At 61.0% G+C, this 13,139-nt stretch carries 13 protein-coding genes; 5 read left to right on the top strand and 8 right to left on the bottom strand.

Annotated elements, in window-relative coordinates; genetic code table 11:
* Positions 1-7: 7 nt before the first annotated feature.
* On the bottom strand, positions 8-1,402 hold the full coding sequence (sctC, locus tag Q8X51_RS00365; RefSeq protein WP_407693507.1) for a type III secretion system outer membrane ring subunit SctC: 1,395 nt from the start codon (positions 1,400-1,402) through the stop codon (positions 8-10).
* 306 nt (positions 1,403-1,708) lie between these two features.
* On the opposite strand from sctC, the gene Q8X51_RS00360 reads away from it, so the two are divergent.
* The 5 genes from Q8X51_RS00360 to cobA all read left to right on the top strand — a co-directional run bounded on the left by Q8X51_RS00360 (position 1,709) and on the right by cobA (position 7,403).
* On the top strand, positions 1,709-2,935 hold the full coding sequence (locus Q8X51_RS00360; RefSeq protein WP_065924774.1) for a CmpA/NrtA family ABC transporter substrate-binding protein: 1,227 nt from the start codon (positions 1,709-1,711) through the stop codon (positions 2,933-2,935).
* A 13-nt stretch (positions 2,936-2,948) separates the two neighbouring features.
* Positions 2,949-3,524, top strand: a complete 576-nt coding sequence (locus Q8X51_RS00355) for an ANTAR domain-containing response regulator (RefSeq protein ID WP_027603690.1) — start codon at positions 2,949-2,951, stop codon at positions 3,522-3,524.
* Between the two features lie 227 nt (positions 3,525-3,751).
* Complete coding sequence (locus Q8X51_RS00350; RefSeq protein ID WP_407693391.1) at positions 3,752-4,963, top strand: nitrate/nitrite transporter; 1,212 nt, start codon at positions 3,752-3,754, stop codon at positions 4,961-4,963.
* Positions 4,963-6,633, top strand: coding sequence for a bifunctional protein-serine/threonine kinase/phosphatase (locus Q8X51_RS00345; protein WP_065924775.1), 1,671 nt, complete (start codon positions 4,963-4,965; stop codon positions 6,631-6,633). The genes Q8X51_RS00350 and Q8X51_RS00345 overlap by 1 nt, the downstream gene beginning before the upstream one ends.
* Before the next feature lie 26 nt (positions 6,634-6,659).
* Complete coding sequence (gene cobA / locus Q8X51_RS00340; RefSeq protein ID WP_065924776.1) at positions 6,660-7,403, top strand: uroporphyrinogen-III C-methyltransferase; 744 nt, start codon at positions 6,660-6,662, stop codon at positions 7,401-7,403.
* A 58-nt stretch (positions 7,404-7,461) separates the two neighbouring features.
* Here cobA and Q8X51_RS00335 read toward each other — a convergent pair whose 3' ends face one another.
* The 7 genes from Q8X51_RS00335 to Q8X51_RS00305 form a co-directional block, all read right to left on the bottom strand.
* Positions 7,462-8,442 carry an OmpA family protein gene (locus Q8X51_RS00335; RefSeq protein WP_065873888.1) on the bottom strand — a complete coding sequence of 327 codons (981 nt, stop codon included), beginning with the start codon at positions 8,440-8,442 and terminating at the stop codon, positions 7,462-7,464.
* 107 nt (positions 8,443-8,549) lie between these two features.
* The gene (gene sigX, locus Q8X51_RS00330; protein WP_003175518.1) at positions 8,550-9,140 is read right to left on the bottom strand and encodes an RNA polymerase sigma factor SigX; all 591 of its coding nucleotides are present in this window, start codon (positions 9,138-9,140) and stop codon (positions 8,550-8,552) included.
* 87 nt (positions 9,141-9,227) lie between these two features.
* Positions 9,228-10,052: a mechanosensitive ion channel family protein gene (locus Q8X51_RS00325; protein ID WP_003175519.1), complete on the bottom strand. Its 825-nt coding sequence runs from the start codon at positions 10,050-10,052 to the stop codon at positions 9,228-9,230.
* 2 nt (positions 10,053-10,054) lie between these two features.
* Complete coding sequence (locus Q8X51_RS00320; RefSeq protein WP_015885347.1) at positions 10,055-10,300, bottom strand: hypothetical protein; 246 nt, start codon at positions 10,298-10,300, stop codon at positions 10,055-10,057.
* Between the two features lie 86 nt (positions 10,301-10,386).
* Complete coding sequence (locus Q8X51_RS00315; RefSeq protein WP_027603685.1) at positions 10,387-11,382, bottom strand: zinc transporter ZntB; 996 nt, start codon at positions 11,380-11,382, stop codon at positions 10,387-10,389.
* Positions 11,383-11,407: 25 nt separating this feature from the next.
* Complete coding sequence (gene rraA / locus Q8X51_RS00310) at positions 11,408-11,899, bottom strand: ribonuclease E activity regulator RraA (protein ID WP_027603684.1); 492 nt, start codon at positions 11,897-11,899, stop codon at positions 11,408-11,410.
* Between the two features lie 188 nt (positions 11,900-12,087).
* Positions 12,088-13,077, bottom strand: a complete 990-nt coding sequence (locus tag Q8X51_RS00305; RefSeq protein WP_065924779.1) for an alpha/beta fold hydrolase — start codon at positions 13,075-13,077, stop codon at positions 12,088-12,090.
* Between the last annotated feature and the right edge of the window lie 62 nt (positions 13,078-13,139).

Raw genomic sequence — 13,139 nt, 5'->3', positions numbered from 1 at the left:
ACCTTATTCACGGAGAGCTATCGCGACCCGGGCGTACAAACGCACGTTGCACGCGCTCGTATTGCGCCGCACTCAACGGTGGTGCGCCCACGCCTGTGGCCAACGCCTTCAACTCGCTACCTGCGGCCCGGGCCTGAATGACAAACAGGCGAACCTTGGCCGGGCCGGCTGGAGCGGTGCTGCGTCCCGGCTCATGCGCCTCACGGCTGAACGCTCCCAGCCACAGGCGCTTGCCCTGCGCGACCCTCACCACACTGCTGGCACTCACCCGTCCGACCGCGGTCGGTTTGCCGCGCCGCCCCGCCTCGCTCAATTGTCGACCATCCTCGACATGGAGCAGCATCTCGATCTGGTTCGCTTCGGCAAAACGCGGCAGTACGCTGACCTGGGAGCCGTATTGCACGGGCTTCCAATCAGCATGGTCGGCTCCGGGAGCAGGCAGGTAGAAGGTGTGGTTATCCTGGAACATGGCCGGCACATTCTCCTGGGTGAGAATCACCGGCAACGTCATCACCCTTGCTCGCCGCCGGCGCTCCAGCGTGGCGATTTGCGCCATCACGCGGTTATCGTCCATCGGCTCCAGAATGCGCGTGGCCTGGGCCTTCCCATCCTTGTCCCAGTCAAAGCCCAGCTTTTTCAGTTCGTCACGGTCCACGTCCACCATCCATAGCGAGACTTCGATAGACCGCTTGGGCGCGTCCAACTCCGCCACCAGGCGCTCGATGAACCCCAACTGCGCAGGTTTACCCTTGATCAGCAGGCTATTGGTATCCGGGTATGCGATCACCACCAGGTTCTTGTCGGCCAGCGGTCCCTTCTGTTCAGAACCCAACAGGGTTTCGATCGTCGACGCGATTCCCGGCACCGTGACCTTTTCGTCACCCATGGCATAGCCGCGGTCTGCCACGTGGGTGTTGAGTACCTGAACGACAGCAAACGCCTGGTTACCTACTTGTAATTCAGCACGCTCGCGATCCATCAATTGGGCCAGGCGCAAAACGTGGTCGACATAATGAGGTGGCCCGGATACATCGAATGTGCGTGCCCCGCTCACGCGCAGGGGGTAGCGCGTCTCATCAAGACCCGAACGGCGCATGAGGCCACGAAACCGCTCGACAGATATATGCCGCAGCACCACTGCCGAACGTTTTGCTTCGCTGGCGTTGTAGAGGTAGAGCGCCTGGCCATCGCTGTACCAGATCAAGCCGTACTGCAACGCAAGCGTCTCCAGGGCGTGCAGCGGCATAGCGAGGTCAATGACCTCGCTGATGCGTATGCGCGCCACTTCACCGCTCACGACGATGGGCAGGCCCATGGGCACGGACAAGGCGGTAAAGACGGTATGCAGGCTCTCGTCCTGCGCCTGGTAGGTTTCGCCCCGGGCACCGGCACTTCCCAGCATCAGCGCGGCAAGCAGCAGCCAGAGACAGGGAGTTGTTACGGAAAAGTGAGCGTACACCTGGGATTTCCTGGGCGGCCTGGCAGTAAGAAGCGGCCATACTGAGAGGCAGCCGAGTTTCAATCTTGATGAAAAGTTGACGGCTGGCGGCGCCCATCGGCCCGTGGCATGTGCCTTGCTACGGACTCCGTATCAAGGCGCGCACCAACGGCGGAGCGGGCTTACGGACAAAGGCGTCGTTACCCGCAATGGCCTTGCATCGCCATCTGAGGGAACGACGCTTTTTTGTGAAAGAAAAGGTAGGTGTTGATGAACGATTCGGTTGGCAACAGCCCGACGAACGACCCGCTGGCCTGGGTCAACGGCAGTGATGCGCCGGAAAAGAGCAGCCTTGACCTGGGCTTCATGGCCTTGAGCGATTGCGCATCCCTGGTGGTGGCAGCGACCCAAGGTTTCGCCCAGCCTTATGGCTTGACCCTCAACCTCAAGCGCCAATCTTCATGGGCCAACCTGCGGGACAAACTGGTCAGCGGCGAACTGGACGCCGCCCACAGCCTGTACGGGCTGGTCTATGCCGTGCACCTGGGCATCGGCGGCGTCGCACCTACCGACATGGCAGTCTTGATGGGGCTGAACCAGAACGGCCAAAGCATCAACCTGTCCCGCAGCCTGCAACAGCAGGGCGTGGTCACTCCTGAGGCGCTGGACCGCCACGTGCACCAAAGCCGAACAAAACTGACTTTCGCCCAGACCTTTCCCACAGGCACTCACGCCATGTGGTTGTACTACTGGCTGGCGAGCCAAGGCATTCATCCGCTACAGGATGTGGACAGCGTCGTGGTACCGCCCCCGCAAATGCTCGCGCACCTGCAGGCCGGGCGTATCGATGGCTTTTGCGTCGGCGAGCCCTGGTGCGCCAGTGCAGTCAAGCAACACCAGGGCTTTACCCTGGCGACCACCCAGGCGATCTGGCCGAACCATCCGGAAAAGGTGCTCGGCTGCACCCAGGCGTTTGTCGACCAGTACCCCAACACCGCCCGCGTGCTGGTGATGGCGATCCTCGAGGCCAGCCGCTTTATCGAGCAAAACACCGAAAACCGCCGCTCCACCGCACAATTGCTCAGTGGCCGCGAGTACCTCGATGCCCCGCTCGACTGCATCGAGCCGCGTTTGCTGGGCGCCTATGACGACGGCCTGGGCAACCAATGGCAGGACCCCCACGCCCTGCGTTTTTTTGCCGATGGCGAGGTCAACCTGCCCTACCTCTCCGATGGCATGTGGTTCATGACCCAGTTTCGACGCTGGGGCCTGTTGCGCGAAGACCCTGATTACCTCGGCGTTGCGCGCCAAGTGCAACAGCTGGCGCTGTATCGTCAGGCCGCCGAGGCACTGGGCCTCGGCGACAACGGCCAGGACATGCGCAGCAGTCAACTGATCGACGGCAAGATCTGGGACGGCTCGGATCCCGCCGGCTACGCGCGCAGCTTCCGCCTGCATGCCATGGCGGACCCTACCAGCCGCCAAGCCTTGCGCTGACAGGAGGATGTCCATGCTGCGAATCCTGTTGATCAACGACACGCCACGCAAAGTCGGCCGCCTGAGGACAGCGCTGATCGAGGCTGGCTTTGAAGTGATCGATGAATCCGGCCTGACCATCGACCTGCCTGCGCGCGTCGAAACGGTGCGCCCGGACGTCATCCTGATCGATACCGAGTCACCGGGCCGCGATGTGATGGAGCAAGTGGTACTGGTCAGCCGCGACCAGCCCCGGCCCATCGTAATGTTTACCGACGAGCACGACCCCGACGTGATGCGCCAGGCCATCAAGTCCGGGGTCAGCGCCTACATCGTCGAAGGCATTCAGGCGCAGCGCCTGCAACCGATCCTCGACGTGGCCATGGCTCGCTTCGAGAGCGACCAGGCCTTGCGCGCCCAGCTCCAGGCCCGTGACCAACAGTTGGCCGAGCGCAAGCGCATCGAGTTGGCCAAGGGCATGCTGATGAAAATGAAGGCCTGCAATGAGGAAGAGGCCTACACCCTGATGCGCCGCCAGGCCATGAGCCGCCAGCAAAAACTGATCCAGGTGGCGGAGCAGATCATCGCCATGAGTGAACTGCTCGGCTGAACACCCGAAACAACAGGTTGGCACAGGACTTGCCAAGTAATCACCACAGGTAACCAACGGCGGTTGCCCCTTCACGACAAAGACGTCGCACACCCGGTTTGCCCTTGCGAACCCGGTGGCGGCGTTTTTTTGTTTTGGCCCCGGTAGCACGGGGCCGGTGGGGCGGCCTCAGCCGGCGGCTCCATCACCAGGCCTTCTTACAAGACTCCCAACCGTTGAGGTGCGTGATGAAATCAAGCTTCTGGAAATCCGGGCACACCCCGACCCTGTTTGCCGCGTTCCTGTATTTCGACCTGAGCTTCATGGTCTGGTATTTGTTGGGCCCCCTGGCGGTGCAGATTGCCGCCGACCTGCACCTGACCACCCAACAACGCGGCCTGATGGTGGCGACGCCGATCCTGGCCGGCGCGGTGCTGCGCTTCCTGATGGGCATGCTGGCGGACAAGCTGTCGCCCAAGACCGCCGGGCTGATTGGCCAGGTGATTGTGATCGTCGCCTTGTTCGGCGCCTGGAAACTGGGGATTCACAGCTACGAACAAGCCTTGCTGCTGGGGCTGTTCCTCGGCATGGCCGGCGCATCCTTTGCGGTGGCGTTGCCGCTGGCGTCCCAGTGGTACCCGGCCGAACACCAGGGCAAGGCCATGGGCATTGCCGGTGCCGGCAACTCGGGCACGGTGTTCGCGGCGTTGCTGGCCCCGGTGCTGGCGGCGGCGTTTGGCTGGAGCAATGTGTTCGGCTTTGCGCTGATTCCACTGATCCTGACGCTGATCGTCTTCGCCTGGCTGGCACGCAATGCACCCGAGCGGCCGAAAGCCAAGTCCATGGCCGATTACTTCAAGGCCCTGGGCGACCGCGACAGCTGGTGGTTCATGTTTTTCTACAGCGTAACCTTCGGCGGTTTTATCGGTCTGGCCAGCGCCCTGCCCGGCTATTTCAACGACCAATACGGCCTGAGCCCCATGACTGCCGGCTACTACACCGCCGCCTGCGTGTTCGGTGGCAGCCTGATGCGCCCACTGGGCGGCGCCCTGGCCGACCGTTTCGGCGGAATCCGCACCCTGCTCGGCATGTACAGCGTCGCGGCGATCTGCATTGCGGCGGTGGGTTTCAACCTGCCCAGCTCCTATGCGGCACTGGCGCTCTTCGTCTGCACCATGCTCGGCCTGGGTGCGGGCAATGGCGCGGTGTTCCAGTTGGTGCCACAGCGTTTCCGGCGTGAGATTGGTGTGATGACCGGCTTGATCGGCATGGCCGGCGGCATCGGCGGTTTCGCCCTGGCCGCGGGCATGGGCGCGATCAAGCAGAGCACCGACAGCTATCAACTGGCCTTGTGGCTGTTCGCCAGCCTGGGCGTACTGGCCTGGTTCGGCCTGCATGGCGTCAAGCGTCGCTGGAGAACCACCTGGGGTTCGGCCGCAGTGACCGCTGCGCGCGTCTGATGAGCCTGCAACTGAGCGTCGCCCACGCCAGCGCCATCGGCCCACGGGCGGAAAACCAGGATGCGCTGCGGGTCGTCACCCCCGCAGCGGAACTGGCGGCGAGCAAAGGTTACCTGTGCGCCATGGCCGACGGTGTGAGCCAGTGCGCCGACGGCGGACTGGCCGCACGCTCGACTTTGCAGGCCCTGGCCCTGGATTACTACGCCACGCCGCAAACCTGGGGTGTGGCACAGGCATTGGAGCGCTTGCTGCTGGCGCAAAACCGCTGGTTGCAGGCCAATGGCGGCGGCCTGCCGTTGCTGACCACCCTCAGTGCCCTGGTCTTTCGCGGCCAGCGTTTCACCCTGGCCCATGTCGGTGATTGCAGGGCGTATCGCTGGCTGGACGGTGAGTTGCAGCGCATCAGCGAAGACCATGTGTGGGAACAACCGGGCATGCAGCACGTACTCAAGCGTGCCCTCGGCCTGGATCAGCACCTGGTGCTGGATTTTCTCGACGGTCAATTGCGCGAAGGTGAGTGCTTCCTGCTGCTCAGCGACGGCGTCTGGGCCACCCTGGGCGATCACAGCATCAGCGCGATCCTGCGCGAACAAACCGACCTGGACCTGGCGGTCACCACGCTGGTCAATGCCGCACACCTGGCGGGCAGCCAGGACAATGCCAGCGCCTTGCTGGTGCGCATCGACACGCTTGGCGCCGCCACCCTCGGCGACGCCCTGGTGCAATTGCAGCAATGGCCCTTGCCACCGCTACTGAAATCCGGGCAACGCTTTGAAGGCTGGCAGGTGGACAGCGTGCTGGCGCAAAGCAGGCAGTCGTTGCTGTACCGGGTGCGCGATGCCCAACAGCAACCCTGGCTGCTGAAAACCTTGCCACTGAGCCGCGACGACGACAGCGACGCCGGCCAGGCATTACTGTCGGAAGAGTGGTTTTTGCGACGGGTAGCCGGGCGTGCCTTTCCTGAGGTGCACGCCGCCAGCGGGCGCCAGCATTTGTACTACGTCATGCGGGAATATCCGGGGCAAACCCTGGCCGAGCTGTTCCAGCACCAGGGCCCATTGCCCCTGGCGCAATGGCAGTCCGTCGCCGAGCGTTTGCTGCGCGCAGTCGGCATGCTGCACCGACGGCAGATCCTTCACCGCGACATCAAGCCGGAAAACCTGCTGCTGGGGGATGACGGTGAATTGCGCGTGCTGGATTTCGGTCTGGCCTACTGCCCCGGTCTTTCCGAGGACCGGGCCCACGTACTGCCCGGCACCCCGAGCTTTATCGCGCCCGAAGCGTTCAATGGCGACCGTCCGACAGCCCAGCAGGATTTGTACAGCGTAGGCGTCACCTTGTATTACCTGTTGACCGGGCATTACCCCTACGGGGAAATCGAAGCCTTCCAACGGCCTCGATTTGCCCAGGCTGTCAGCGCCAGCCGCTATCGCCCGGATCTCCCCGATTGGCTCCCCCTGAGCCTGGAGCGCGCCGTGGCTGCACAACCGGCGCATCGCTATGAAACCGCCGAGGAATGGCTGCTGGTGCTGGAACAGGCCGACCGCCAGGAGCTGAGCATCCGCCCCAGGCCCCTGCTGGAGCGCGAACCATTGAAGGTCTGGCGCACCTTGGGCCTGGTCTCGATGCTGATCAACCTGATTCTTCTGTATTCACTCTTTCACAACTGACGTCAGCTCTAGACGAGGAAAAACCCATGAACGCAAAAGTCTGGCTGGTGGGCGCGGGCCCTGGCGATCCGGAGCTGTTGACCCTCAAGGCTGTACGGGCCCTGCACGAAGCCGATGTGGTACTGATCGATGACCTGGTCAACCCCGCAGTGCTGGAGCACTGCGCGGAGGCACGGGTGATCACGGTCGGCAAACGCGGCGGCTGCCGCTCGACCCCGCAGGACTTTATCCACCGCCTGATGCTGCGTTACGCCCGCCAAGGCAAGTGCGTAGTGCGGCTGAAAGGGGGTGACCCGTGCATTTTCGGCCGCGGTGGCGAAGAAGCCGTGTGGCTGCGCGAACGCGGCGTCGAGGTAGAGTTGGTCAACGGGATCACCGCCGGGCTGGCGGGGGCAACGAATTGCGCGATTCCACTGACGTTGCGTGGCGTCAGCCGCGGTGTGACCCTGGTCACGGCCCATACCCAGGACGACAGCAGCCTTAATTGGCGCGCATTGGCCGAGGGCGGGACGACATTGGTGGTGTATATGGGAGTGGCCAAGCTGGAGGAGATTCGCCAGCAATTGCTCGAAGGCGGGATGGCGGCAGATATGCCGGTGGCAATGATCGAAAACGCCTCATTGCCCCAACAGCGCGAATGCCGCAGTGAGCTGTCGCGGATGCACGAAGACGCACAGGCATTTGCCTTGAAGAGCCCGGCGATTCTGGTGATCGGCCATGTTGCGGCCGCCGAGCAGACGGCTTATGTCGCTGCCGCAGTCAGCGCCTGAGGCAAATTCCAAGCAAAAAAAACCCGGCCGAGGCCGGGTTTCTTCTACATCTCAGTAATTACTGAGCGGTAGCTTCAACCGACGCTTCTACGCGACGGTTAACAGCACGACCAGCTTCAGTTGCGTTGTCAGCAACTGGGCGGGATTCGCCATAACCTACAGCAGTTACACGGCTAGGAGCCACGCCGTCTTTAACCAGGACTTGCTTAACAGCGTCAGCACGACGCTGGGACAGCTTCTGGTTGTAGGCGTCTGGACCTACGGAGTCAGTGTGACCAGCAACTTCTACGTTGGTAGCTGGGTACTGAGCCATGAAGTCGGCCAGGTTTTTCACGTCGCCATAGCTGTTAGGCTTAACAACGGCCTTGTCGAAGTCGAACTTAACGTCCAGCTCAACACGAACAACCTGGGCAACTGGAGCTTCTGGCTCTGGAGTTGGCTCTGGAGCTGGTGCTGGGGTAGGAGCTGGAGCAGCTGCGCCAGCGTTACCGCCGAAGTTCACGCCCAGGCCAACCAGTGCGGAGTAGTCCCACTTGCCGTTGTCCAGACCGTAGTCAGCTTCAACACCGGCACGAGCGTACAGGTTGTTGGTGAAGTAGTACTTCACACCAGTACCAACGGTAGCGAAGGTAGTTTGGTCGCGACCGCTGTGGCCGTCAGCCTGGACGTTGGTACGGCTCTGGTGACCGAAGCCGCCTTCTACGTATGGACGCAGGCTGTCTACGCCAGCTTGACCGAAGTGATACTGGGCAACCAGGCTGCCGGTATCGCCTTTGATCTTCTGGTTACCAGTACCGTCGTTCGAACGGGTGTGGTTGGTCTTGTCGTAGGACAGGTTCAAGGACAGGTCGTCGGTCAGGAAGTAACCGATGCGAGCGCCAGGATTGAAGCCGTCTTCGATGTGCTTGACGCTATCGTTGTACTGCTTCTTGTAGAACAGCTCGCCTTCAACTGCGCCTTGGCCTTGTGCCAGAACGCCGAAAGAAGTAGCGGCAATAAGAGAACCAATGGCCAAGCCCAAGGTGTTTTTCAGTTTCATCCGTTAAATCCCCATCTGGTGATTGTAAAGCAGTCCCACAAACCGGGGGACAACTCGGCGACAAGTCTAACAGAACTTGCCTACACGTAAGAGATATTTGCCACGCACTAAGTTTCAGTCTCGCCCGCAAATTTCTCACGTAATTTATCTAGAGCACGCTTGTAACGCATTTTTGTAGCACTCAAACCCATGTGCATGATGTCAGCGATTTCCTGGAACTCCAGCTCTGCGACAAATCGTAGCACCAGAATTTCCCGGTCAATCGGGTTCACATACACCAGCCAGCGATCAAGTCCGCCCTTCTCCTCGGGTGCCGGCGCCTTTTCTTCAGACGCCTCCTCAAGGGGGTCCAGACTCAAGGCGTCCATCAAGCGACGCTTTCGCCGTTCCTTCCGATACTGCGTGATGCACTCGTTGTAGGTGATGCTGTACAGCCACGTCTTGAACTTCGATTTGCCCTCGAAGTTCTTCAGGCCGTACAGCACCTTGAGCATCACTTCCTGACAGACATCATCCGCATCTCTATCGTTCCCTAAATACCTTGAACAAACGTTGAACAGAGTGCGTTGATATCTGCGCATCAATTCTTCATACGCGCGAGTTACGTGAAACAGCTCCGTGTGTGCGCGCGCGACCAACTCCTCATCAGAGAGCTCACGGGGGTCATAGCGCGTGGACAGCGTTTGGGCTTTATTCAAAACAAGTCGTGCCGACAGTCAGGTCAATGTCCGCTACAGCCCGGTCAGCCGGGCTTGCGGCGGCGTACATTAGCAGGGTTTACCGGGTTAGCGGCTACTGACCTGCTGCTCGAGGAGAATCCGATTGGACAGCGACACCAGGTCGCCGTCATCGGTCAGCACCGTCGTCTTGACTGTGCCGATCTCCTCGATTTGCCCTTCGACCTCGCCCACACGCACCTGTTGCCCAACCTGATACAACTCACGCACATAGATTCCCGCGAGAATCTGGCCGGCAATTTCCCGGCTTCCCAAGCCCATGGCCAGCGCAACGGCCAGACCAACGGTAATCAAAACGATGACGATCACGTGGTTGAGCAGGTCAGTCTTGACCTCCAACTGGCTGATCGCGACCGAAATACTGATGATGATCACCAACCCCTGGGCGATACGCCCCAGGCCAGCGGCATAATCCAACCCCACACCTTCAGCGGCGCCGCGCACCAGCCCATTGGCCAGTTGAGCAAGCAAAACGCCTACGAGAAGCACCAGCGCGCCGCCGAAAACCTTCGGCAAATACAGCGCCAGCATGTCGAGCGTAGCTGAAACTCGCTCAAGTCCAAGGGATTGCGCCGCAGAAACCAGAAAAATCAGCAAAACAAACCAATAGACGATCTTGCCGATCAACGTGGAGATCGGCACCTGCAACCCGGCGCGGCCCAGCAGCTTGGTAAGGCCAGTGCCGGCCATCAGGCGGTCAAGACCCAGTTTCGCGAGCAATTTGGACAGCAGGGTGTCGAGCAGCTTGGCCACGACAAAGCCCAGCAACACCAGGACCAGGGCACCAAACAGGTTGGGGATGAAATTCGCCACCTTGGTCCACAATGCGGTCATCGCGGTGACCAGGCTCTGGGTCCAGAGATCAAGTTCCATATTCAATCAGCCTTATCAGCAGTGCGAGCAAGAGGTTTACGACGGGAAACCGGCGACACGTGGGCCGAACCGTTGTTCAGGGCCATCATCAACGCCGGCATCCAGCGGCCGAGCAGACCGAACAGGTCACCCGCGCCCACCTGGCGGTTAGCGGTTTTCAATACGCGGCCCAGGCAGGCATCGTCGTCACGGTTGGACGGCGAGGCATTGAGCATGTCACGCAAAGACTGTTCGAACGGATCGTGCATAAAGACCTCTCGCAAGTGTTTTAAAAGACGAGGGTAAAATTCCTGGGGTCACATAGGCCCCTTCCTACGTTCAGGTCATATTCAGCTCAAACCCAGCGCAATCGTCGAAACAGCCACCATTGTCCGAGTGCCACCGAGACCATCAACAGGCATGCAATCACGAATCCGTAGGGACTGGCGGAGAACGGTATCCCCCCCACATTTATACCCAGCAAACCGGTCAGGAAACTCATCGGCAGGAAGATTCCCGTGATGATCCCGAAGCGGTACATGGTGCGGTTCATGCGCACGCTCAAGCGCCGGTCTTCGGCCTCAAGCACAAGCCCCACGCGCTCCCGGGTCAATTCGAGCTCTTCCAGGTAGCGGGTCAGGCTGTTGTTCAATTCGTTCCAGTAGTCGGCATCGTCGTCACAGAACCACGGCAATTTTATCCGCGTGAGCTGGGCAAAAATATCCCGCTGCGGCGACAGGAAACGCTTGAGCCCGGCCGCTCGGCGACGGATCTGCAAAACACTGCCATGTTCAGGTGTATACCGTTCGTCGGTATCGAGTTTTTCTTCCTCCGCATCGACGATTTCCGACAAATCCGTGACCAGATCCTGGACCTTGTTGGTCAGGTACTGCGCCATATAAAGGATGAGCTCCGAAGCGGTTTTCGGCCCCTTGCCATCCGCCAACTGCACCAGCAGTTCATCGGTGGCGCGCAACGGGCGCAGACGCAGGGAGATCACGCGGCTGGCGGCAGCGAAGATACGTACCGAGACCATGTCTTCCGGCTCGGCCCCCGGGTTGAGGTTGACCCCGCGCAGGAACAGCAGCAACTCGGCATCCGGCAGCGGCAACAGGCGTGGGCGGGTGTTCTCCTCCAGCAGCAGGTCACAGGCGAATTCGCTCAAGCCACTGGATTTGCGCAGCCAGGTCTGGGTCTGGGGATGGCTGCGATCCCAGTGCAGCCACAGGCTTTCCTGGGGCTGCAGTTGCAAGTCGTCGAGCTCAGTCCGGGCAATCGAACGCGCACCGCCTTTACCGTCCAGCACCAGGGCATGCACCAGCCCCCACTGCGCGTTTTCTTCCTCGAACATCCTCACCCCTGTCGGTTATTGCGGTTTATTCAGGCATCTGCAGCGGGCTTGGCGAGACGATCACGCCATTATTGTCGGCGTAGATGTACTCACCCGGGCGGAACGTCACACCCGCAAATGTCACCACGACGTTCAGGTCGCCGATGCCGCGCTTATCGGTTTTCATCGGATGACTGGCCAGCGCCTGTACCCCAAGGTCGGTCTGGGCGATCACATCGACGTCACGGATGCAGCCATAGATCACCAACCCTTCCCAACCGTTCTTCGCGGCTTTCTCGGCGATCATGTCGCCCAGCAGCGCGCGGCGCAGGGAACCACCACCGTCGACCACCAGCACCTTGCCGGCGCCCGGCTGGTCGGCCTGCTCCTTGACGAGGGAGTTATCTTCGAAACATTTGATGGTGACAATCTCGCCGCCGAAGGAATCTCGGCCACCGAAGTTGCTGAACATCGGCTCGACTACCTGCACCAGGTCCGGGTAGGCGTCGCACAGGTCGGGGGTCACGTAATGGTTCATTGAAAAATTCCTTTCCGCCAAAGAAGTGTCTTTCGAAAGAAGCACCAGCCGGAGCCGGTGCGCAACATCCCATTCGCTTCATCGCAACGCAATAACCACTGCGCGACTGAATATGACCAGAAGCGTTTAACGCGTCATATATTAGCCGCAACCACACACGAGCGAAACGCCCTTGGCAGAGCCCTGGGTCAAACTACGACCAATGCCTCGGGCTTGGCAGCCAATAAAGGTGTCAGCGGGTCGTTCAACCATTGCTCAACCAGCGGCCAGACCTCGGCCTGGGCGGCCTTGCTGACGAGCATTTCCACATGTCCGAAATCACCGCTAAACCCTTGCTGGCGCCCCAGGCACAGGTACTGACGGTGCTCGGAGCCGATCTGCTCGAACAGCTTACGGCACGCCCAGTCCGGATCCTGCCGGTCGCCCGCCGCGCTGACGGCCAGCAGCGGCACATCGACGTCCGCCAGGCCTTTCCACCAATCGCGCTTACCCTCGCCAAAGCGACCGAACAGGCCATTCCAGCGCATGGCTTCGATCAGCACGCCGGCCGGTTCGTCCTCCGGGCCCCGCTTGAGCCGCGAGCCGGACACTGCGCCGAAGCGCTTCAACAGCAGACGGCCGGTCCACTCCACTGGAGGAAGTTTCAAGGGCCAGTGGCTGCGACTGACCTGACAGCCAAACAGTGCCACCGAGGCCACTGCCGGCGCGCCAAGGTACTGCCCACCCAGGGCCGCCGCCAGGGTTGTAGCGCCGAGAGAATGCCCCATCCAATGGGGAATCTGCGCACTTTGCTCACGCACAAAGGCACCAATGGCCGGCAGATCGTAACGCGCGTAGTCGGCGACGCGGTTGCTGGCGTAGTCCTGGTTGCGCCGGGACAGCCCATGACCGCGCATTTCCGGGATCCACACATCGAACCCCTGGCGGGCCAGGTAGGCGCCCAGGCCGATCCCCTTGGGCGAATACCAGAAACGCCGGTTGGAAAAACTGCCGTGCAACAAAATAACCGGGATGCCCCGGTTTTCCGGGACATCGGCCAGGCCCAAACGGGTCACCGCCAGCTCGACGGTACCGTCGGGGCTGTTACCGGGCTTGAGGCGATACACGTCTTCACTCAGGTCGCCACGACGCTCAGCGCTGATCAGGGCGACAGGAAACAGGTTGCTGCTGCTTTGCATAATGCTCTTGCACAAAAAAGGGCGACGTCCGCAAGGATTCCGCCCTGTACAGATAAGAATGC

Origin of the sequence: Pseudomonas sp. Yb2C2, assembly GCF_052112325.1 — a bacterium.
GTDB lineage: Bacteria > Pseudomonadota > Gammaproteobacteria > Pseudomonadales > Pseudomonadaceae > Aquipseudomonas > Aquipseudomonas marginalis.
The sequence above is the reverse complement of the archived record's forward strand: the minus strand, read 5'-3'. Positions and strand labels throughout refer to the sequence as shown.

Coding starts and splice junctions, on each gene's coding strand:
- sctC (WP_407693507.1), bottom strand. CDS start 1,402: ATGCTGGGAAGTGCCGGTGCCCGGGGCGAAACCTACCAGGCGCAGGAC.
- Q8X51_RS00360 (WP_065924774.1), top strand. CDS start 1,709: ATGAACGATTCGGTTGGCAACAGCCCGACGAACGACCCGCTGGCCTGG.
- Q8X51_RS00355 (WP_027603690.1), top strand. CDS start 2,949: ATGCTGCGAATCCTGTTGATCAACGACACGCCACGCAAAGTCGGCCGC.
- Q8X51_RS00350 (WP_407693391.1), top strand. CDS start 3,752: ATGAAATCAAGCTTCTGGAAATCCGGGCACACCCCGACCCTGTTTGCC.
- Q8X51_RS00345 (WP_065924775.1), top strand. CDS start 4,963: ATGAGCCTGCAACTGAGCGTCGCCCACGCCAGCGCCATCGGCCCACGG.
- cobA (WP_065924776.1), top strand. CDS start 6,660: ATGAACGCAAAAGTCTGGCTGGTGGGCGCGGGCCCTGGCGATCCGGAG.
- Q8X51_RS00335 (WP_065873888.1), bottom strand. CDS start 8,442: ATGAAACTGAAAAACACCTTGGGCTTGGCCATTGGTTCTCTTATTGCC.
- Q8X51_RS00325 (WP_003175519.1), bottom strand. CDS start 10,052: ATGGAACTTGATCTCTGGACCCAGAGCCTGGTCACCGCGATGACCGCA.
- Q8X51_RS00320 (WP_015885347.1), bottom strand. CDS start 10,300: ATGCACGATCCGTTCGAACAGTCTTTGCGTGACATGCTCAATGCCTCG.
- Q8X51_RS00315 (WP_027603685.1), bottom strand. CDS start 11,382: ATGTTCGAGGAAGAAAACGCGCAGTGGGGGCTGGTGCATGCCCTGGTG.
- rraA (WP_027603684.1), bottom strand. CDS start 11,899: ATGAACCATTACGTGACCCCCGACCTGTGCGACGCCTACCCGGACCTG.
- Q8X51_RS00305 (WP_065924779.1), bottom strand. CDS start 13,077: ATGCAAAGCAGCAGCAACCTGTTTCCTGTCGCCCTGATCAGCGCTGAG.